This window comes from Bacillus jepli, from assembly GCF_047238305.1.
Lineage (GTDB): Bacteria > Bacillota > Bacilli > Bacillales > Bacillaceae_L > Ferdinandcohnia.
Genome location: NZ_JBDFMO010000001.1, coordinates 379,898 through 398,823 on the forward strand (window position 1 = coordinate 379,898; position 18,926 = coordinate 398,823).

Here is an 18,926-nt window from a genome sequence, read left to right on the forward strand (position 1 = left end):
CCTTAAAAAGTACTTAGAAGATAGTCATAAGGAAACAAACGACTCTGTGTAGATCAAAGCTGCACAGAGTCGTTTTTTTGTACTTTATAAAAGGTAAAACCCAATCCCCATAATGGCATACGCCGCTAACAATGTACCACCTTCAAACCAGTTTGTTTCCCCATCATTTGTTAAGGAAATCGTTAAAAATACCGCGGTGATCATTGCAATTAATTCTGGCATTGAAAACACAAGCGCCATTTGAGTATCAAGGAACAATGAAATCAAGACTAAGAGTGGTGCCACAAACATGGCGACCTGCAAGGTTGAGCCAATGGCAATTTCGATGGCAACATTCATTTTATTTTTATACGCCATCATAACGGCAGAAGCATGTTCAGCTGCGTTACCAACAATTGCTACGATAATAATCCCGATAAAAATTTCACTCCAACCAAAGCTTTCCGCCACAACCTCAAAGGTATGAACGAGTTTTTCAGATACATACCCAACAGCAACCGTGGCTAACGCTAGAATAATGAGAGCCTTCCACTTCCCCCATTCGGGCTCCTCATGCTCTTCATTTTCCTTTTCCACCTGTTCGGAATCCTGTTGATAAATCCCACGATGGGAAACAAGCTTGAAGAACAACCCAGCTAAATATAACAGAATTAAAATGATCGCAATACCGATACTTAACGTAAATGTATCCTGATCATTCATCTCCATTGAAAAAACCTCTGGAACAACAAACGCTAGAATGATGGAAAAAATCAGCAGCCCTGAGTTATGGCGGGCATCATGGACATTAAATCTTTGTCGCTTAAACTTTATACCTCCAACGAAAAACGAAAGTCCTGCAACGAGTAAAAGGTTGCCAAGTACTGAACCAGTAAGCGAGGCAAGTACAACTGTAACAAGTCCAGCCTTTAATGCAAAAATAGAAATTATAAGTTCAACTGCATTCCCGAACGTGGCGTTTAACAAACCACCAACCCTTGGCCCGGCAACTATCGCAAGACTTTCGGTCGCTCTACCCATAAATCCAGCAAGCGCAATAATGGTTAAACAGTAGACAACAAACATGATAACAGCTGGCCAATGCAGGAGGCTACCAATCACTGAAAGTGGAACACCAATCACAACCATAATTAAAAAAAGACGATTCATCGTGCCACAACCTTCCTTTAACCTAAAAAAACTACGCCCAGAATTTGCGTAGTTTTTAATCTCTATAAAAATTATGTTCTTTTATGGTGTTTTTATTCATCAATGATTTCAAAAGTCTCTGTAATTTCAATGCTTCCCTTTACCGATTGTGCCATTGGACAATTGCGGGCAGCAATCTCGATAGAACGCTCAATTTTTTGTTCATTTAAATCGGCACCTTTTATGATGTAGTGGAGATGAATTTTTTCAACTCGATTCGCTTTTGCCTCATTTCGTTCAACCTCTGTATGAATGGCGATGTCCTCCACCTGCATTCTCTTTTTTTCGAGAATTTTTCGAAGCGTGCCACCACTGCAAACTGCAATTGAAGACACTAAAAGCTGATAGGGTCTAAACCCATATGCTTCATCCCCAGCAACATGTAATTCCCCGTATTCCACGTCTGTGTAAAAGCCAACTTCCTTCATTTTAAAGATCATGAAAAATTCCCCCATTCTCGTAAGTTATCATTAGTTTACTCTTGTTCTACCCCAAATGAAAAGAAAATCAATTCCTTCATAGTATTTTTGGATAATTTTAAAATCTCATGAGGGACCCACAATTAGAAGAGTAAATCGTGGTCGGCTAAGGAAGGGAATATTTTAAAAATAAAAAAGAGCAATATCTTAATTGACATTGCTCCCAAATAAACAAAGACTTACGTAGCGCTTTTTGAGCCTCCGACATTGCGCAGCTGGCGTTTTAGAATTTTTCCACTGGCGTTTCGCGGCAACTCCTTCACGATCTCAACTTGTTTCGGGACCTTGAAGCTAGCTAAATTGTTCCTGACATGCTGGAGGATCTCCTCTTCAGACACTGGAGCTTTGATGACAACGAAAGCAGTGACAGCCTCAATCCATTTTTCGTCAGGTACACCGACAACTGCAACCTCTGCAACCTGTGGTAGCTCATAGATGCAGTCCTCTATCTCACGGGAGGCCACCAGCACACCGCCAGTGTTGATGACATCCTTCACTCGATCAATTACCTCGATATATCCATTCTCGTCCATCTTTACAAGATCTCCCGAGTGGAACCAACCCCCGGAAAACGCCTTTTCCGTCGCTTCCCTTTTGTTCCAATAACCAAGGCAAAGCTGGGGTGAACGGTATACAATTTCTCCGAGTTCACCGGTGGGCACAGGATTACCCTCATCATCCACGACGCGCGCCTCAACGAAGAGCATCGGTCTTCCTGCGGAACCAGGATGGTCCGCGTGCTCCTCAGGACGCAGGACTGTACATGCAGGACCCATCTCAGATTGACCGAACACGTTGTAAAACCCGAGCTCTGGCAGACATTTCTGGAGCCGTTCGAGTATTGGTCCTGGCATGATTGAAGCTCCATAATAGGCCTTCCGAAGATTCTCGAGATTTCGAGAGGTTAGCTCAGGGTGATTCGCGATTGAAACCCAAACGGTTGGAGCAGCGAAGAACGATGTAATTGCATCCTGCTCCATCGTTTCAAGTACAGCACCAGCCACGGGAGCAGAAAGCACCTTGTTCCAGCCCCCCACCAACAGTGCCGGCAGCATGAACACATGCATCTGCGCGGAATGGTAGAGAGGCAGGCAGTGGAGCGCACGGTCTGACTCCTTGATGTCCAGACCTTGGATGCAGCTCATGTAGTGGTGCATCAGGGCACGATGTGTCATTATTGCTCCCTTTGGATCCGAAGTGGTGCCCGACGTGTAGAGTAGCTGAGCGATATCCGTGTCCTCCACATCGAACTCATCATCTTTTAAAGGACGGTTATCGGTACTCGAAACCCAGTCCATGAGTTCGTCCTCAAATTGCAGGACCTTGCGATGACTGTTTGACTTATTCTGAGAGATAGCATCAGCGAGTTCTCGGTCAGCAATGATGAGAGCTGGATCGGAATCACTTAGAATGTAATCGAGTTCTCCGGCTCGGAGTTGGAAATTCACCGGAACGTGGATGGCTCCCATACGTGCAGTTGCTAAAAACAACAGTACGTAAATATCGGAGTTTTTACCGTAAGCAGCCACTCGGTCTCCCTTTTCCACCCCCTGCTCACACAGTTGGCGCGCGATACGGGTAACCGCCATGTCGAGTTCACGGTAACTCCACTCCCGGTTATCAAATGCAACGGCAATATTACGTGGCACGCGTGCGGCCGTACGACGGACCGCCTCAGCTATAGTGCTTGTTCTCATCTTATTTTCAGTCCCCTTTCAATTTAGGTTGGAGCACAACACTTGTAAAACCAGGACGTCTGCGATGAAGTAGGATATTATGTAACCAAAACGAATTATTATTCATAAAATTATGAATATTTATTTTAAATATAAAACTACTCTTACTCAACTGTCAATGTAATAATGAAGACTCTTTTCACTATAAAATTTACTGCTTAGAATTTTTGCCCTTCTGACTATTGTTAAATCTTTTCAATTCCCAACCCTAGATTATTTTTGTATGATTAGATTGGAAAATGAACTGGGGGAAAACAACATGAAATTGCGTTTTTGGATATTAGTAAGTATAGTGGCGGTCTCGGGGTTTAGCCAGGGAATGCTGCTGCCTTTGATTGCGGTTATCTTTGAAAATAGCGGACTATCATCCACCTTAAATGGATTAAATGCAACCGCCCTCTATATCGGAATCTTATTTGTATCACCCTTTATGGAATACCCATTGCGCAAATATGGCTATAAACCTGTTATTCTATTTGGCGGATTGCTTGTGGTTATATCCCTCGCCTTATTCCCATTATGGAAATCGTTTTGGTTTTGGTTTGCATTGCGACTCTTGATTGGGATTGGGGACCATGCCCTGCACTTTGGAACTCAAACATGGATTACATCGTTTTCGCCAGAGGAAAAGCGCGGAAGGAACATCTCGTTATACGGCTTGTTCTTTGGGCTAGGCTTTGCCACAGGTCCATTAATGACACCATTAATCCATATCAATGAAGCATTGCCTTTTATCCTGTCTTCAATCCTTTGTTTAATCGGGTGGTTCTTTTTATTCCTATTAAAAAATGAGTTTCCTGAAACAGATTTGGGTGTGAACTCCTTTAAAGAAACGATCAACCGATTTTCAAAAGCCTGGAAATATGCATGGGTTGCCTTTTTACCACCAATGGCCTACGGATTTTTAGAGTCATCCTTAAACGGTAGCTTCCCTGTGTACGGATTACGCATTGATTTACAGGTTACGTTTGTATCCATTTTATTAACGTCATTTGCTCTTGGTAGCATCATTACCCAGCTTCCTTTGGGAATTCTAAGCGACAAATATGGACGAAGAAATATTTTAACGATTGTCCTATTTTTAGGATTTGTAGGTTTTACTGCTGCAAGCTTCCTAGAACACTCTCATGTTGGACTTTGGCTTTGCATTACGTTTGCTGGGATGGCGGTTGGCTCCACATTTTCACTCGGTATCTCTTATATGACAGATTTAATGCCAAGAAATCTACTTCCAACGGGTAACCTTCTTTGCGGCATCTTTTTTAGCATCGGTAGCCTGGTTGGACCGTTTTTCGGCGGCTTGTTTATTCAGTACTTTGAAAGCATTAGCTTTTTCAATGTCATCGGGACCATTTTGTTTGTCATCTTTATTGTGATAGGTGTTTTTGGTTCGAAAACAGCTCCTAAAACGGTTGAAAGTTGAGACTTCCTTTTGTAGGGGAGTCTTTTTTGTATGACCTAGCGACGATCAGTGGACACCAGCAGTTTTCCTTTTTCGCATATGAATTTTTGCCTATTTTTCAGAATTTCGTTGACGTTTTTCGAAAATCTGTTATATAATACAATTAATTATAATACACTGTATTAAAACAGATGTGCAGGACGAAAAATGAAAAGGGAGATGATTGTTATGAGTAGGCAAGAACGCAAAAACATGATTGAGTTTATTGAGAAGGTTAAAGGTATCGATAAAATGGAGCTCATGTATATGACAGATGCAGATATCGAGCATATCTATGACACAACGTATTATCACTTCGAAGAAATTGTGGAATAATGGTATAGAAAAAGAACTCGCCGCTTGGCGAGTTTTTATTCTTGTTCATCTGGTCTGTATTCTAATATGTCGCCAGGCTGGCAGTCCAGGGCCTTGCAAATCCCTTCTAATGTAGAAAATCGAACCGCCTTTGCCTTCCCATTTTTTAAAATGGACAGATTCGCCATCGTGATTCCGACCCTTTCTGATAACTCGGTTACACTCATTTTTCGTTTTGCGAGCATTACGTCTATATTAATAATGATTGCCATTGTATTCACCTCAAACCGTTAAGTCGTTTTCTTCTTGGATTTCAATGGCATTTTTCAATAGCTTTTGAAGTACGGCTGCAAAAACAGACACAACAAAACATGCAAAAATAATGACCAATGCAATAAGCAAGACACCTGGATGACCTGCATTTTGTGAGATTACGAAAAAGAAGCCAATGACGTACCATGCACTAATGATCGCCGCACAATATTTTATGATCGTTAAAGATTTTACCGATTTATGAGAGAAAGCATTATTTTTATCAATATAACTTAGTAGTTTAAAGCCCTGAAAAAGCGCAAATAAATACGGGATCAAGGTCACTTCGATTCCAATTAATAGTGGATATTTCAAATACGCGAACTCTGCATTTTTGACTGCTAAATCATTCGCAGCCCAAGGTAGCCAATAAATACATAACGCCAACACAACGATTCCCATAAAAAAGATTGCTACTTTTAAAAAGAGTGTATTCCCTCGTTCTTTTAGCCTCATGATTCCCTCCATCAAAAACACCTCACCTATTTTTTCTCTTTGATTAGTGTACCCGATCATTTATTGTTTTTCAATAAATTATTATCTTTTGCCGCTATTTGCGAACTTATTTAAAATAATTATAAAAAAGACTTTTAAAATCCATGCATTATGTTATAATTAATAATAATTATAAAGTGAAAATCAATAAAATTAAGTGCTGCTATCTAAATGATTGCAGTTTTCTTGTTTAAACAGCTAAATGAGTGTGATTCCCTTTCTCAATTAGCGAAAATAAGTTGATTTTAATTCTCAATTAGATATCGATAAATGATTATTTTTCTCAATTAGAAAACGGAGGCGAATGAAATGAGTACAGAAGTAAAAACAGCTTCAGGACAACAACTATACAAAACAGAAAAGGAACCTTCCCCATTCCTTGAAAAAGTAAAGCTTCACGGGGAATTGATCGCAGCTTTAACGAGTGGTGTGTTAATTGCGATTGCATGGATATTAAGTCATTTCGAACAAAATACGGCTTCAATCGTTTTGTATCTTCTTGCATTTGTGATAGGTGGTTACGCAAAGGCTAAGGAAGGTATTTCAGAAACAATCGCTGAAAAGGAATTAAATGTGGAAATGCTGATGATTTTTGCCGCAATTGGCTCTGCCATTATTGGCTACTGGAATGAGGGGGCCATTTTAATCTTCATCTTCGCATTAAGTGGGGCTCTTGAAACCTATACGATGAACAAGAGCCATAAGGAGATCTCTTCTCTCATGGGAATGCAGCCTGAAGAAGCTACTCTTATTCAAAACGGGATTGAGCAGGTTGTCCATGTTTCCTCCCTTCAGATCGGGGATACCATTTTGGTTAAGCCAGGTGAAAGCATTCCAGCTGATGGAAAGCTTTTAAAAGGTGAGACAAACGTGGACCAGGCTGCCATTACCGGTGAATCAATTCCGGTCCACAAATCCCTAGGCGATGAGGTTTTTGCAGGAACGGTTAACCTACGTGGTTCTATTATTGTTGAAGTGACAAAGCCAAATGAAGATTCGTTATTCCAAAAAATCATTAAACTTGTCCAAGCAGCACAAACTGAAAAATCACCTTCACAGCTTTTTATCGAAAAATTTGAAGGTAAGTATGTGAAAATTGTTTTAATAGCAGTTGGTTTCATGATGTTTCTACCTCACTTCCTTCTAGATTGGACATGGACGGAAACCTTATACAGGGCGATGGTTTTACTAGTTGTTGCCTCCCCATGTGCACTTGTTGCCTCCATTATGCCAGCAACTCTATCGGCAATTTCAAATGGGGCAAAACGCGGAATACTTTTTAAAGGCGGTGCACACTTAGAGCAACTTGGAAACCTAAAAGCAATTGCGCTTGATAAAACCGGAACATTAACAAAAGGAAAGCCTGTTGTGACTGACATCATTGTAGGGGATTCAATGGAACAGAGTGAATTTTTACAAGTGGTTGCTTCCATTGAAAATCAATCGACTCACCCATTAGCAGGAGCTATTGTGGCACATGCTAAGTCGAATAGTCAAGAGCTGCTTTCAATCCACGGAATCGAGGATATTCCAGGATTTGGGATAAAAGCAACAGTAGATGAAGCTACTTGGCTAATCGGTAAAGCTGAGCTTGTCGGAAATGAAGCAGCTAGTGCTTTTAAAAATGGGGTTGCGAAACAATTGGCTACTGAAGGTAAAACGATTGTTTATGTAAAAACAGGTGACGACATTGCCGGAATTCTTGCACTTAAGGATGTTGTCCGTGATGATACGGTTTCAGCTATTTCTGCTTTGAAAAACCTAGGAATTTTTACGGTTATGCTAACTGGTGATGGTGAGAAAACCGCAGAATCCATTTCAAAGGAAAGCCATGTTGACCAATACATTGCCGAATGTTTGCCCGAAACAAAGGTTGACCACATTAAAGAATTGATTTCGAAATACGAGACCGTTGCGATGGTCGGAGATGGAATCAATGATGCACCTGCTTTAGCAACGGCTAACGTTGGGATTGCGATGGGTCAGGGAACCGACGTGGCCCTTGAAACAGCTGATGTCGTTCTTATGAAAAACGACCTTCCACGAATCGCGGAAGCCGTAAAGCTTTCAAAACGCATGAATCGGATTATTAAACAAAATGTTATTTTTTCAATCGCTGTGATTATGCTACTGATTGTGTCTAACTTCTTTCAAGTCATTGACCTCCCAATTGGAGTTATTGGTCACGAAGGAAGCACAATACTTGTTATTTTAAACGGGCTTCGATTGTTAAAGTCATAAGAGGAAAGGACTTGACCCTAGCGGCCAAGTCCTTTTTTGAGTTTTGGGGACCAGTGGAACCGTCCCTCTGGTTCCTTTGAGACCAGTGGAACTGCCTACTGGTTCTAATGATAGCCGTTGCTGCCGTTAGCAGAACTGCTTGTTTTTTGTTTTGGGCTATTTTTCTTTCCCTTTTGTTTTGTGCCGCCGTCTTTTTTAGACATAATTGAGGCCTCCTTATATTGTACTTACACCTCTATTATCTCTCGCTACCTTCTTTTCATGAAGGTAACTTCCGGAAAAATCAGCGGCCATCTCTGATGCGATGGCAATTTAGAATCGCGTTGATTTCACCACCGATGATGATGATCATCGCCGACAAATAAAACCAAATCATCAGCACAATGATAGCTCCTAGGCTTCCATACGTCGTAGAGTAATGCCCGAAGCTGTTCACGTAATAGGAAAATGCAAGCGAAACAAACATCCACCCAAAGGTCGCAAAAAAGGCGCCAGAAATAATCTCTTTTATCTTTAACGGTCGGTTAGGCGCGACCCAGTACAAAAAGGTAAACACGATAAATAGAATCGCCGCACTCACAATCCAACGAATTCCGTTCCAAATATCTAAAAATTCATCAGACAGGCCAAACGATGAAAAGATAAAAATCCCAATTTGTTTTCCAAAGACCGGTAATAACAAAGCAACAATAATGACAAAAATCATCCCAAAAGTTAATAAGATTGAGATTCCTCTTGTGAAAAAGAAGTTCCGTGTTTCCTTCACATCATAGGCTTTGTTAAACGCACGAACGACCGCATTAATTCCATTGGAGGACGACCATAATGTACCGATGATCCCAATGGATAACAGCCCGCCTTTTTGCGAACCCACAATGTAATTTAAGTTTTCTTCAATCATAGCAACAGTACCCTCGGGTGCGTACTGCGCTACAAACTCCAACACATCGATTTGGGAAATGGGCAAATACCCAATAAGTGTCACTAGAAAGATTAAAAACGGGAATAGAGAAAGCAAGAAAAAATAAGCAAGCTCTGCTGAAAGACTACCTACCTCATCTTCCTTATATCGCAAAATTAATTCCTTAATAAACCGCAAATCTACCGTTCGAATTTGGGTCATCTTTTCACCTCTCTATATTATCGTCCCTCACACCTTCCGTTTTATTAGAAATTGCGTCTTTTGTTTCTTTCACTGCTTCAACGATTTCTGGTGTCGTTTCGACGATTTCATTAACCCTTGAGGTCACGATGCGAACATCCTCCGCCACTTGCTCAATCGTTGTACGAACCGTGTTAAATCGGTCCTTTACAAGCTCTGTATACCCCTGCGGATTTTTCATCACATCTACTGCTTTTCGACTAACTCTTTTACTAGTATGTAAAAACTCCTCTCTTGTTTCCTTATCAAATAAAGAAATCGCTGCTCCAAGGACAGCCCCAATGACCATGCCCTCCACCATTTTATTGCGTTTTGCCATTTTGGATTACTCCTTCCCAACAAAATTTTCTTTTTTAATGACATCTAAAAGACGCTTGCACCCATTGCTCACAAGCTCATACGTTTCATCAAAATCCCCCGTGAAATACGGGTCAGGTACATCTACAACCTTGCTGTCTTCTACAAAATCAAGAAGCCTTTTCATCTGACCCGTTTGAGCCGTACCAGTCATTTTTTTTAGATTCTTTAAATTGTCAGAGTCCATCGCAATAATATAATCAAACTGCTCAAGATCCTCATAGACTACCTTGCGCGCCTTAATTCCTTCAAACGACACATTATATTTAGTTAAAATGGTTTGCGTGCCTTTATGCGGCGGATTTCCGATGTGCCAGTCACCAGTACCCGCTGAATCTACCTGAATGTCATTGGTGAGCCCTTCCTTTTCAACCATATCTCGAAAAATGGCCTCCGCCATCGGTGATCTGCAAATATTCCCTAAACACACAAATAAAACTTTAATCATTATGTAATTCTCCTTCATGATCTTTTTTTCCGTATGCTACCATATTAAATGATAGCAGAAACGTGTTACAATAAGAATACATTGAAAATTGAAAGGATGAAAACATGGATCTCTCACAAAAGTCGGTCGAAAATGTAGAGTTTATGATTGAAAAAATCAAAGAAAAGCTGAAAGTCCTTAACCTTGGTGCCATTAAGCCTTCCCATTTTGATGAAGAAATGTACGAGGAATTAAAAGACATCTACGACCTCACCATGAGAAAGAACTCATTTAGCCCGAATGAAATGCAAGCACTCGTTGAAGAACTCGGAAGCTTACGCAAAAATAAATAATACATAGGAAAAAAAGTACAAGCGCCTTGAAAGTGGAACTTCGACTAACTACTGCCACGTCCTGTGGCAAACGTCGAAGTCAGCACTTCCTGTGCAAGTCCAACAAGCATAAGAAAAGCCGGCGAGAAGGATGCAGTTTATCCTTCTTGACGGATTGGCTTATGACCTCGAGGGGCTAGGCGCTGGAACTAGACTAAAATGGCGGCCATGACGGTCGCTTTTTTGTTTGGGATGGTTTTACAGGGATGTAAATATTCGTGGGAAACTGCATATATTCGCTGATTGACCCAAATATTGGCGGGAAGATGAATATTTTAGTGAAATGACGCATATCTTCGCGCCAAGAAGCATAAATTTGCCCGTTGACGCAAATTGCCACAGGACGACGCAAATATCTGCAGGACGCATATTTCTGGACCGGGACGCAAATATCTGCTGCAAGACGCATATTCCGTGAAATGACGATTATCCCATACACACGCATCTCTAAATTTCTAAAGATTCGGTCAATAACCACTTCCCTCTGCATATACGTATACAAAGGGGCACAGTAGGGACATGGGGACAGGTACATTGTCCCAGACTTCATCGCTCTATCTTCTTCAGCCCCAATCTAAAGGGGGGAATACACATGTTAGGACTATGGCTAACACTTATTGGGATAGCTTCGTTGTATTTTATCTCCGCTGGATTCTGGTTTTACTTTGTTGCATCATCAATGGATCACGACGATACCACTAGAATAGACCCACTCCCAAAAGATCAAGACTTTTAAAAAAGCCACACCCGATTGCAGGCATGGCTCTAAAAGTGTAGGCAAAACGTCTACACTTTTATTTTGCAGTTAAATGATAGACCACGGATTCGTATGGACGTAAGCTGATCCCCTTTGAAATATCAGTTTGGTAGTCTCCATAGTTAGAAATGAGAAGATCCGTTGTGTAGTTTTCCAACTCAATCTTTTCAGGAATCTCGAATCTTGCTTCCTTCCCGTAAAAATTATTTACAACAAGGAGTTTCTCATTTTCACCGTTTCTTACATATGCAAAGATTTGAGGGTCTTCTTCAAGTAATAGCTCATAATCCCCGTATGTGATAATATCGTATTCTTTACGGAGCTTAATCAATTTTTGATAATGATAAAAGACCGAATTTTTGTCCTCTAACGCATTTTCCACGTTAATGGTTTTATAGTTGGCAGCGACATTAATCCAAGGTGTGCCACTTGTAAAGCCAGCATGCTCAGATGTATCCCATTGTACAGGTGTACGTGAATTATCACGTGATTTATGTTTCAAAATCTCAATGATTTGTTCGTTGCTCATGCCCTGTTCTTTTTTAATATTGTACATATTGAGGGACTCGACATCGCGATATTCCGAAATATCGTCGAATTTCGGATTGGTCATTCCGATTTCTTCCCCCTGATAAATATAAGGAGTCCCTTGCATCATATGAATCGTTGTCGCAAGCATTTTTGCTGATTCTGTTAAATACTTGCCATCATCTCCATATCTCGAAACGATGCGCGGTTGGTCATGGTTGCACCAAAATAGTGCATTCCAGCCCCCACCCTTATGCATTTCCTCCTGCCAAGTGGAAAGGATTCTTTTTAACGCTTGGAAATCAAAATCCGCAACCGTCCATTTATCCCCATTTGGGTAATCGACTTTTAAATGGTGAAAATTAAAGGTCATACTTAGCTCTTGGCGTTCAGGATTCGAATAATTGATACAATCGTCAATTGTTGTTGAAGACATTTCACCAACCGTCATACTATCGTATTTCGAAAAAACCTGCTTATTCATTTCATGCATGAATTCATGGACGCGCGGGCCGTCAGTATAAAACTTTCGACCATCTCCAGGAGCCACTGAGCCATTATCATCTGGGAAGCGTTGGTCTTTTGAAATTAAATTGATAACATCTAGACGGAAGCCATCCACCCCTTTTTCAAACCAAAACGTCATCATATCATAGACTTTTTGACGAACTTCTTCGTTTTCCCAATTCAGATCGGCTTGTGTCACATCAAAAAGATGAAGGTAGTATTGGCCTGTTTTTTCGTCATACTCCCATGCATTTCCTCCAAACTTTGATTCCCAATTGTTTGGCGATTGCCCGTCCTTTGGGTCCTTCCAAATATAAAAATCTCGATATGGATTATCCTTTGATTCACGAGATTTCTTAAACCATTCGTTTTCAGTTGACGTATGGTTGACCACGATGTCCATAATAAGTTTAATGCCGCGAGAATGAGCTTCTTCAAGCAAGCGGTCAAAATCCTCCATCGTGCCATATTCTTCTTGAATCGCAAAATAGTCACTAATATCATACCCGTTATCACGTTGCGGGGATTTGTAAATTGGCGTTAACCAAATAACATCAATACCTAATGCTTTCAAATAGTCGAGTTTTTCGATGATCCCTTGTAGGTCACCCACACCATTTCCAGTTGTGTCATTAAAACTCTTTGGGTAAATTTGATAAACGACAGACTTCTTCCACCAAGGCTGTTTCAACTGCTACACCACCATAAATAGTAATTATTCTTGTATTATTTCATAAATAAAAAATCTTATTTATAGTTGTAGTTTAACTTGTATATACAAGTTGGTCAAATTTAATACAATAGAGCTGGCACCTTGGTATTGAGAAGCTGTGGTTCCTCGTTTACTGCCACTATTCTAAAAATACTGCCATTATCTAAAATTTACTGCCACTAACCTATTTTCAAATTTTTTGTTCCACTTCACGAGCCAACACTTCCTTAAGGACAACCGCCTGGTTATGCACTTCATCCTTTGCACCAAAAAGAAGAGTCACTTTTTCTTCCCCGATCATGCGTAGTAATTCTTGAATTGCCGCTTTTTTCTCGTCGTCTTCCTGTAATTCTTTTATGTATTGCTCTTTAAACTCTTCAAATCGTTCAGGTTTATGGTTAAATTCCTTGCGAAGCTCCGTGCTTGGGGCAATTTCCTTCATCCACATATCAAGCTGTGCTTTGTCCTTTGAAATCCCTCGTGGTCAGATGCGGTCTACCAATATCCGTTTTCCGTCCTTCTCGCTAGCAGGCTCATAAATTCGTTTTAATACTATATTTTCTTTCATTACTTCTTTCCCTCCAAAAAAAAGGGCAAAACGCAATGTTTTGGCCCCTTCTACTTTATTTGAATTTGTTATGCAATTTCATTTGATAGTCTTTGAAAACAGCTGAATGCGAAGTCTTTCTATTTTTTAAGATTTGGTTTAAGCGAAATTGTTTTTCATTTAATTTTTTCTGATAGATAACTCGCTGCTCCTCATCTTCACAATTATCAAGTAAATTCTCTATGGTGAGTAGCTCTTTTTTAATTTCCGTCTCCTCATTAATGAAACCGGAATTTTTCATGACGCGATAGGCCATGCGAAGTTCCTCTGGAATCGCGGAATCATCATCAAGCTTAAGCGGCTTGCCGTAACCAGGAAGGTTGTCAAATTCTCCATCCTTATAGGCCTTGCGAATTTTATCCTCTGAAATAATATTTGAAAAATCGATTGTCTTCGCCCTCCTTTTTTTGGAGTGATTCATCTATTACTATTTTACGTGTATTTTGAACAAATTGCCATTCTTCACTTATATTTCTCCTATGTTTCATTTTTTACAATATGACAACAACCCCCAAAAATCGACACATTTTCATGAATCCTTATAAGGTGAAGTGGGTTAATATGACTACTCACCAATTTTAAAAAGAATAGCTTAAGTATTCCAGACGAATGTTTCATGGCTATTAGGATATAACCACCAAACTCTTTGAAGGATGGAGATAATATGTTTTCGAATATGGAAATAGGAATTGATTTAGGAACTGCAAATATTTTGGTATACACTAAAAATAAAGGCATCATCATTAATGAGCCATCCGTTGTGGCTCTTGACACGGAAACTAACAATGTCATCGCTGTCGGTACAGATGCAAAAAGAATGATTGGAAAAACACCTGAAAAAATCGTGACAATTCGCCCTTTACGAAAGGGTGTGATTGCAGACTTCAACGTGACTGCTGACATGCTTCGTCATATTATGAAGAAAGTTAGTCAAAAAATTGGGTACTCGATTCGTAAGCCGAATGTCGTCGTTTGTACACCTTCTGGGTCAACCTCAGTTGAACGACGTGCGATCCAGGACGCGATTAGACAATGTGGTGCTAAGCAGGTTTACTTAATCGAAGAGCCAGTAGCCGCAGCAGTTGGTTCAGATTTACCTGTTGATGAGCCAGTAGCCAACGTAGTTGTCGATATCGGCGGAGGTAATACAGAAGTCGCGATTATTTCCTTTGGCGGGGTCGTAACATGTAACTCCGTGCGAATTGGTGGTGACCAGTTTGATGATGATATCATTCAATATGTACGAAAAAAATACAATGTCTTGATTGGGGAACATACCGCTGAACAAATTAAATTTGAAATCGGCTATGCCCTTATTGATCATGAAGTAAAAACAATGGAAATCCGTGGTCGTGACCTTGTTACAGGTCTTCCTAAAACCATTTCATTACGCTCGACTGAAGTGCAAGAAACATTAAAAGAATCATTACTTCATATTTTAGAAGCAATCCGCGCAACATTAGAGGATTGCCCACCAGAATTAAGTGGTGATATTGTCGACCGCGGAATCATTTTAACAGGCGGCAGTGCGTTATTAAATGGTCTACAGGAGTGGCTTAGCCAGGAAATCTTTGTTCCTGTCCACCTTGCACCAAACCCGCTTGAATCTGTTGCCATCGGAACAGGACGTTCCCTAAGCATCATCCACAAACTTCACAAAATCGCAAAATAAGGACCAGAGGGACGGTTCTACTGGTCCCCTGCTGTACCTGTTTAAGTATAAAAAATATAGCCACAGGAACCGTCCCTGTGGCTTTTTTGTTTTATTAAGCTGTATGTTGTAATGCTTCTCGTTTTGCTGCGATTTTTTTGTTTTTGGCATAGCCAAGTCCTAGGACAAGGATGGTTAATACTGCAGCGATTAGGTATGTTACGGGTCCATGTTCAATGTGAAGGAAGTTGGTTAGCCCTTTGTCCTTCAATACCATTTCTCCTGCAGTCCAGGCAAGAATACCTGCTCCAATATAAGCAATCCAAGAAAATCTGTTCATGGCTTTAACAATGAATTTAGACCCAAAGATCATAATCGGAATACTGATAAGAACACCAAGTGCAATCATGCCAATGTGTCCGTCTGCAGCACCTGCAACCGCAACAACATTATCCAGACTCATTACCGCATCTGCCATGATAATCGTACCAATCGCTGCCATAATACCAGTTGAAGACTTTACATGTGCGTCTCCCTCTTCTTCTACCAATACCTTGTAGGCGATGAATAGAAGTAGTACTCCACCGATCACATTCACAAATGGAATTTTTAATAAGTATACAATGACGGCTGCAAATAAAATACGTAAAATAACAGCCCCTGCTGTTCCCCAAAAGATCGCTTTATTTTGCTGATCTTTAGGAAGGTTTCTCGTTGCCATTGCAATTACAACAGCATTGTCTCCAGATAAAATAATATCAATTGCAATGATTTTCAATAAAGCGATTGTCGCTCCAGAAGAGATAGCTAGTCCAAGAATCGTTAGCATATCCATAGGGAAATTCCCCCTCAATTAATATAGTAAAATAGTTCAATTTTCACTCCATAATCTAGCATACTCCTATTTTTTGTTACATTCAATAATTGAGCTATGAATCTTGCTTACAAAACCGCCACAATTATCCAACATGTTATTTTTAAAAATTGCGCATACTATTCCAATATAATCATCTTGACATAACACCATTTGGTTTCGTATAATCAAAATACGAAACCAAATGGTTTTATTTTAATTTTAAAAGGAGAATGATTTATGGCATCTGTACCTGATATAAAACAAACCGTATTAATTGAAGCACCTATTCAAAAAGTTTGGGATCTTGTGTCGTCTGGCGAGGCAATCGGAACGTGGTTTATGCCAAATAATTTGGTTGCGGAGGAAGGACACGAGTTTCATATCCAATCTCCATTCGGACCTTCTCCTTGCAAGGTGTTAGAAGTCGACCCACCACATCGCCTTACATTTTCATGGGATACTGAAGGCTGGTTTGTACAGTTCCTATTAAAAGAAATTGATGGCAAAACAGAATTCACCCTCATCCATGGTGGCTGGAAGGATTCTGAAGAAAATATTGAAAAAGCACAAAGGTCAGCAGCTGAAGTTCGTGAAACAATGAATGGCGGTTGGGCAGGTATCGTACAAAAGCTGCGTAAGGTGGCGACAAATTAGTGGCTGAATCAGCTCAAAAATATGATGTTTTCCAAGCAATAGCTGACCCCACACGAAGAGAGGTACTTCGTCTCCTTTCTAAAAAAGAATTGCCTATTTCGGAAATCACCAGTCATTTTTCAATGAGCCGAACGGCTGTAGCAAAGCATCTCCACATTCTTTCTGAGGCCAATTTAGTGAGTGGTCAGAAAGTCGGAAGAGAGAAACGCTATCGCCTTCAGCCTGAATCTTTTTCAGAGCTACACGAATGGCTTTCCTATTTCGACCAATTCTGGAACAACAAGCTATCAATGTTGAAGCATATCGCTGAGAATGGTTCAGACGGTGGGTTAAAAGTGGTGAAGTCGTTAGAATCAGAGGACGAGTAAGTTGAGTGAAGGGGTTTTGTGCGGGGTTTGGGACTTCCCTACTCCGGTGAAGAAATTTTCATGCAGGATGTGGTTGCGTTTCGGTAGGGTTGGGGTCTAATAGCGTTGATGAAGAGGATTTCGATGAAAATCTGAGCTCGGGTTCCTTTTCATCGCCTTGATGAAAAGGACTTTGGTGAAGATCTGAGTTTGGTTTCCTTTTCATTGCATTGATGAAGAGGATTTCGAGGAAATTCTGAGTTCGGATTCCTCTTCATTGCCTCAATGAGGAGGGTTTCAGTGGAGAGTTGAGCTCATTTTCAACTTCAAAAATTTTATGAAGGACTTTCACCGCGTGCTCCACCCCCGTTCGGGTCTTCATTCCACCGATGAAGGACTTTCCGCGCAAACTCTCACTTCGTTCGGGTCTTCATACACCCACTGAAGTACATTCGCACAAACTCAGCATGCGTTCCGTCCTTCATCACACCAATGAAAAACGGCCACACCAGCGGACGATCTCTCCTTCACCTCATCCCAAATTCCCCAAAATAACACAAAAAGGTCTTCAGTTGATTTGAAGACCTTCTTCGATAATAGGCAATGATATTTCTACAGTTGTTCCTTCGTTTTCGATACTGTCGATTGTCATTTGGCCGCCGTGTTCTTGAATGATGTTTTGGCAAATCATGAGGCCGAGTCCGGTCCCTTTTTCCTTGGTGGTAAAAAAGGCCTTTCCAATCCTCGAAAGCTTGTCTACCGGAATCCCAGAACCATTGTCGGTAATTCGAATCATCGCATCTCCTCCTTTTGAATACAGTGAAATATCGATGAGCCCTCCATCTTCAATCGCTTCAATGCTATTTTTTAAGATGTTAATAAACACTTGTTTTAGCTTGTTCTCCTCACAATTAATGCACGCACCTTTAAGATCATGATAGGTGGTCTTAATCTGGATATTATGTAGAATTGCCTGGGTGTCTAATAGGAACACAACTTCATTTAGGATATTTGTGATTTTCTGCTCTCGCAATTGCAGCTTTTTCGGCTTGGCGAGCAACAGCATTTCATCGACAATCGTATTAATTCGTTCAATTTCAGATACCATAATCTCGGAATAGGCGTTTGTTTTTTCAGCCTGCAAAAGCTGGGCGAATCCTTTTAAGCTTGTGAGTGGATTTCGAATTTCGTGGGCGATACCAGCTGCCATCTCTCCCACCATTGAAAGCTTATCCGTTTGTTGGATGAGTTCCTCACTCTTTTTTACCTCTGTTATGTCTCGGATGACAATATATTCACAGCTTTCTCCTTGAAACGTAATCGGCATCATTTTTATTTCCACATCGATTTCGCCCAATACAAGATGGTCAATTTTACCCTCGGTTATCTTCTTAAATTTATGTCCTTTTTCAACTTTCCTAGTCGACTTTTCAGGATTGTACTGAATAAAGTCATCTAGTTGATGCCCGATAACTGATTTTTCTTCATCCGCGCCTATTAGAAATTTACCCGTATCATTGATATAAATGATTTTCCCATCGCGTTTTAGAAGGATCGCATATGGGGCATTCTCCACCAAAAAGCGGAACTCTCGATTTTTTCGTGCTTCATAAATTGATAATAGTGAGGCACCAAGTGTAATCAGTAACAGATACGGTTCCAATCGATTCAACAATCCGATGTAAAAGACCTTACCCAAAATCAAAATTACACAACATAAAAAAACTGCAAAATTTAACGCTTTCCATCTTCTAACTCCCAT

Annotated in this window: 21 protein-coding genes; 8 read left to right on the top strand and 13 right to left on the bottom strand. The window is 40.5% G+C overall.

Annotated elements, in window-relative coordinates; translation table 11 throughout:
* Positions 1-84 precede the first annotated feature (84 nt).
* The 3 genes from cax to ABC371_RS01835 all read right to left on the bottom strand — a co-directional run bounded on the left by cax (position 85) and on the right by ABC371_RS01835 (position 3,364).
* On the bottom strand, positions 85-1,149 hold the full coding sequence (gene cax, locus ABC371_RS01825; protein ID WP_412895306.1) for a calcium/proton exchanger: 1,065 nt from the start codon (positions 1,147-1,149) through the stop codon (positions 85-87).
* A 92-nt stretch (positions 1,150-1,241) separates the two neighbouring features.
* Positions 1,242-1,628, bottom strand: a complete 387-nt coding sequence (locus ABC371_RS01830; protein WP_412895307.1) for an OsmC family protein — start codon at positions 1,626-1,628, stop codon at positions 1,242-1,244.
* Between the two features lie 218 nt (positions 1,629-1,846).
* Positions 1,847-3,364: a fatty acyl-CoA synthetase gene (locus tag ABC371_RS01835; RefSeq protein WP_412895308.1), complete on the bottom strand. Its 1,518-nt coding sequence runs from the start codon at positions 3,362-3,364 to the stop codon at positions 1,847-1,849.
* Positions 3,365-3,662: 298 nt separating this feature from the next.
* Between ABC371_RS01835 and ABC371_RS01840 the strand changes: the two genes are divergently transcribed.
* Complete coding sequence (locus ABC371_RS01840) at positions 3,663-4,826, top strand: MFS transporter (protein WP_412895309.1); 1,164 nt, start codon at positions 3,663-3,665, stop codon at positions 4,824-4,826.
* 207 nt (positions 4,827-5,033) lie between these two features.
* Entirely contained in the window at positions 5,034-5,180 is a 147-nt protein-coding gene (locus tag ABC371_RS01845; RefSeq protein WP_412895310.1) for a BH0509 family protein, read from the top strand.
* Positions 5,181-5,215: 35 nt separating this feature from the next.
* Here the strand turns inward: ABC371_RS01845 and ABC371_RS01850 are convergent, their stop codons facing one another.
* Positions 5,216-5,431, bottom strand: a complete 216-nt coding sequence (locus ABC371_RS01850) for a helix-turn-helix domain-containing protein (RefSeq protein WP_136379025.1) — start codon at positions 5,429-5,431, stop codon at positions 5,216-5,218.
* 10 nt (positions 5,432-5,441) lie between these two features.
* The gene (locus ABC371_RS01855) at positions 5,442-5,927 is read right to left on the bottom strand and encodes a DUF2975 domain-containing protein (protein ID WP_412895311.1); all 486 of its coding nucleotides are present in this window, start codon (positions 5,925-5,927) and stop codon (positions 5,442-5,444) included.
* A gap of 348 nt (positions 5,928-6,275) precedes the next feature.
* On the opposite strand from ABC371_RS01855, the gene ABC371_RS01860 reads away from it, so the two are divergent.
* The gene (locus tag ABC371_RS01860) at positions 6,276-8,207 is read left to right on the top strand and encodes a heavy metal translocating P-type ATPase (RefSeq protein WP_412895312.1); all 1,932 of its coding nucleotides are present in this window, start codon (positions 6,276-6,278) and stop codon (positions 8,205-8,207) included.
* Positions 8,208-8,490: 283 nt separating this feature from the next.
* On the opposite strand, the gene ABC371_RS01865 is transcribed toward ABC371_RS01860, so the two are convergent.
* The 3 genes from ABC371_RS01865 to ABC371_RS01875 are packed head-to-tail and all read right to left on the bottom strand — an operon-like array spanning position 8,491 to position 10,174.
* Positions 8,491-9,330: a YihY/virulence factor BrkB family protein gene (locus ABC371_RS01865; protein ID WP_412895313.1), complete on the bottom strand. Its 840-nt coding sequence runs from the start codon at positions 9,328-9,330 to the stop codon at positions 8,491-8,493.
* Positions 9,331-9,334: 4 nt separating this feature from the next.
* On the bottom strand, positions 9,335-9,688 hold the full coding sequence (locus tag ABC371_RS01870) for a YtxH domain-containing protein (protein WP_412895314.1): 354 nt from the start codon (positions 9,686-9,688) through the stop codon (positions 9,335-9,337).
* Positions 9,689-9,694: 6 nt separating this feature from the next.
* Positions 9,695-10,174: a low molecular weight protein-tyrosine-phosphatase gene (locus ABC371_RS01875; RefSeq protein WP_412895315.1), complete on the bottom strand. Its 480-nt coding sequence runs from the start codon at positions 10,172-10,174 to the stop codon at positions 9,695-9,697.
* Between the two features lie 104 nt (positions 10,175-10,278).
* Between ABC371_RS01875 and ABC371_RS01880 the strand changes: the two genes are divergently transcribed.
* Together ABC371_RS01880 and ABC371_RS01885 are read left to right on the top strand one after the other, a co-directional pair.
* Positions 10,279-10,506: a DUF1128 domain-containing protein gene (locus ABC371_RS01880; RefSeq protein ID WP_412895316.1), complete on the top strand. Its 228-nt coding sequence runs from the start codon at positions 10,279-10,281 to the stop codon at positions 10,504-10,506.
* A 631-nt stretch (positions 10,507-11,137) separates the two neighbouring features.
* Positions 11,138-11,281, top strand: a complete 144-nt coding sequence (locus tag ABC371_RS01885; RefSeq protein ID WP_412895317.1) for a hypothetical protein — start codon at positions 11,138-11,140, stop codon at positions 11,279-11,281.
* Between the two features lie 58 nt (positions 11,282-11,339).
* On the opposite strand, the gene treC is transcribed toward ABC371_RS01885, so the two are convergent.
* The 3 genes from treC to ABC371_RS01900 form a co-directional block, all read right to left on the bottom strand.
* Complete coding sequence (gene treC / locus ABC371_RS01890) at positions 11,340-13,028, bottom strand: alpha,alpha-phosphotrehalase (RefSeq protein WP_412895318.1); 1,689 nt, start codon at positions 13,026-13,028, stop codon at positions 11,340-11,342.
* A 211-nt stretch (positions 13,029-13,239) separates the two neighbouring features.
* Positions 13,240-13,524, bottom strand: a complete 285-nt coding sequence (locus ABC371_RS01895; RefSeq protein ID WP_412899247.1) for a DUF488 domain-containing protein — start codon at positions 13,522-13,524, stop codon at positions 13,240-13,242.
* Positions 13,525-13,672: 148 nt separating this feature from the next.
* Positions 13,673-14,077: a DnaJ family domain-containing protein gene (locus ABC371_RS01900; protein ID WP_412895319.1), complete on the bottom strand. Its 405-nt coding sequence runs from the start codon at positions 14,075-14,077 to the stop codon at positions 13,673-13,675.
* A 243-nt stretch (positions 14,078-14,320) separates the two neighbouring features.
* On the opposite strand from ABC371_RS01900, the gene mreBH reads away from it, so the two are divergent.
* On the top strand, positions 14,321-15,328 hold the full coding sequence (gene mreBH / locus ABC371_RS01905) for a rod-share determining protein MreBH (protein ID WP_412895320.1): 1,008 nt from the start codon (positions 14,321-14,323) through the stop codon (positions 15,326-15,328).
* 94 nt (positions 15,329-15,422) lie between these two features.
* Here mreBH and ABC371_RS01910 read toward each other — a convergent pair whose 3' ends face one another.
* Complete coding sequence (locus ABC371_RS01910; protein WP_412895321.1) at positions 15,423-16,142, bottom strand: TerC family protein; 720 nt, start codon at positions 16,140-16,142, stop codon at positions 15,423-15,425.
* A gap of 258 nt (positions 16,143-16,400) precedes the next feature.
* On the opposite strand from ABC371_RS01910, the gene ABC371_RS01915 reads away from it, so the two are divergent.
* Together ABC371_RS01915 and ABC371_RS01920 are read left to right on the top strand one after the other, a co-directional pair.
* Positions 16,401-16,817: an SRPBCC family protein gene (locus ABC371_RS01915; RefSeq protein ID WP_412895322.1), complete on the top strand. Its 417-nt coding sequence runs from the start codon at positions 16,401-16,403 to the stop codon at positions 16,815-16,817.
* Positions 16,817-17,185, top strand: coding sequence for an ArsR/SmtB family transcription factor (locus ABC371_RS01920; RefSeq protein WP_412895323.1), 369 nt, complete (start codon positions 16,817-16,819; stop codon positions 17,183-17,185). Before ABC371_RS01915 ends, ABC371_RS01920 begins: the two co-directional genes overlap by 1 nt.
* Before the next feature lie 547 nt (positions 17,186-17,732).
* Here the strand turns inward: ABC371_RS01920 and ABC371_RS01925 are convergent.
* On the bottom strand, positions 17,733-18,926 hold the full coding sequence (locus tag ABC371_RS01925) for an ATP-binding protein (RefSeq protein WP_412895324.1): 1,194 nt from the start codon (positions 18,924-18,926) through the stop codon (positions 17,733-17,735).

What these genes read in the sequence shown, in the direction of transcription:
- ABC371_RS01830 (WP_412895307.1), bottom strand. Translation starts at nt 1,628, where the DNA reads ATGATCTTTAAAATGAAGGAAGTTGGCTTTTACACAGACGTGGAATAC.
- ABC371_RS01910 (WP_412895321.1), bottom strand. Translation starts at nt 16,142, where the DNA reads ATGGATATGCTAACGATTCTTGGACTAGCTATCTCTTCTGGAGCGACA.
- ABC371_RS01925 (WP_412895324.1), bottom strand. Translation starts at nt 18,926, where the DNA reads ATGGGAGTTAGAAGATGGAAAGCGTTAAATTTTGCAGTTTTTTTATGT.
- ABC371_RS01845 (WP_412895310.1), top strand. Translation starts at nt 5,034, where the DNA reads ATGAGTAGGCAAGAACGCAAAAACATGATTGAGTTTATTGAGAAGGTT.
- cax (WP_412895306.1), bottom strand. Translation starts at nt 1,149, where the DNA reads ATGAATCGTCTTTTTTTAATTATGGTTGTGATTGGTGTTCCACTTTCA.
- ABC371_RS01860 (WP_412895312.1), top strand. Translation starts at nt 6,276, where the DNA reads ATGAGTACAGAAGTAAAAACAGCTTCAGGACAACAACTATACAAAACA.
- ABC371_RS01900 (WP_412895319.1), bottom strand. Translation starts at nt 14,077, where the DNA reads ATGAATCACTCCAAAAAAAGGAGGGCGAAGACAATCGATTTTTCAAAT.
- ABC371_RS01865 (WP_412895313.1), bottom strand. Translation starts at nt 9,330, where the DNA reads ATGACCCAAATTCGAACGGTAGATTTGCGGTTTATTAAGGAATTAATT.
- mreBH (WP_412895320.1), top strand. Translation starts at nt 14,321, where the DNA reads ATGTTTTCGAATATGGAAATAGGAATTGATTTAGGAACTGCAAATATT.
- ABC371_RS01875 (WP_412895315.1), bottom strand. Translation starts at nt 10,174, where the DNA reads ATGATTAAAGTTTTATTTGTGTGTTTAGGGAATATTTGCAGATCACCG.
- ABC371_RS01855 (WP_412895311.1), bottom strand. Translation starts at nt 5,927, where the DNA reads ATGAGGCTAAAAGAACGAGGGAATACACTCTTTTTAAAAGTAGCAATC.
- ABC371_RS01915 (WP_412895322.1), top strand. Translation starts at nt 16,401, where the DNA reads ATGGCATCTGTACCTGATATAAAACAAACCGTATTAATTGAAGCACCT.
- ABC371_RS01850 (WP_136379025.1), bottom strand. Translation starts at nt 5,431, where the DNA reads ATGGCAATCATTATTAATATAGACGTAATGCTCGCAAAACGAAAAATG.
- ABC371_RS01885 (WP_412895317.1), top strand. Translation starts at nt 11,138, where the DNA reads ATGTTAGGACTATGGCTAACACTTATTGGGATAGCTTCGTTGTATTTT.
- ABC371_RS01870 (WP_412895314.1), bottom strand. Translation starts at nt 9,688, where the DNA reads ATGGCAAAACGCAATAAAATGGTGGAGGGCATGGTCATTGGGGCTGTC.
- ABC371_RS01835 (WP_412895308.1), bottom strand. Translation starts at nt 3,364, where the DNA reads ATGAGAACAAGCACTATAGCTGAGGCGGTCCGTCGTACGGCCGCACGC.
- ABC371_RS01840 (WP_412895309.1), top strand. Translation starts at nt 3,663, where the DNA reads ATGAAATTGCGTTTTTGGATATTAGTAAGTATAGTGGCGGTCTCGGGG.
- ABC371_RS01880 (WP_412895316.1), top strand. Translation starts at nt 10,279, where the DNA reads ATGGATCTCTCACAAAAGTCGGTCGAAAATGTAGAGTTTATGATTGAA.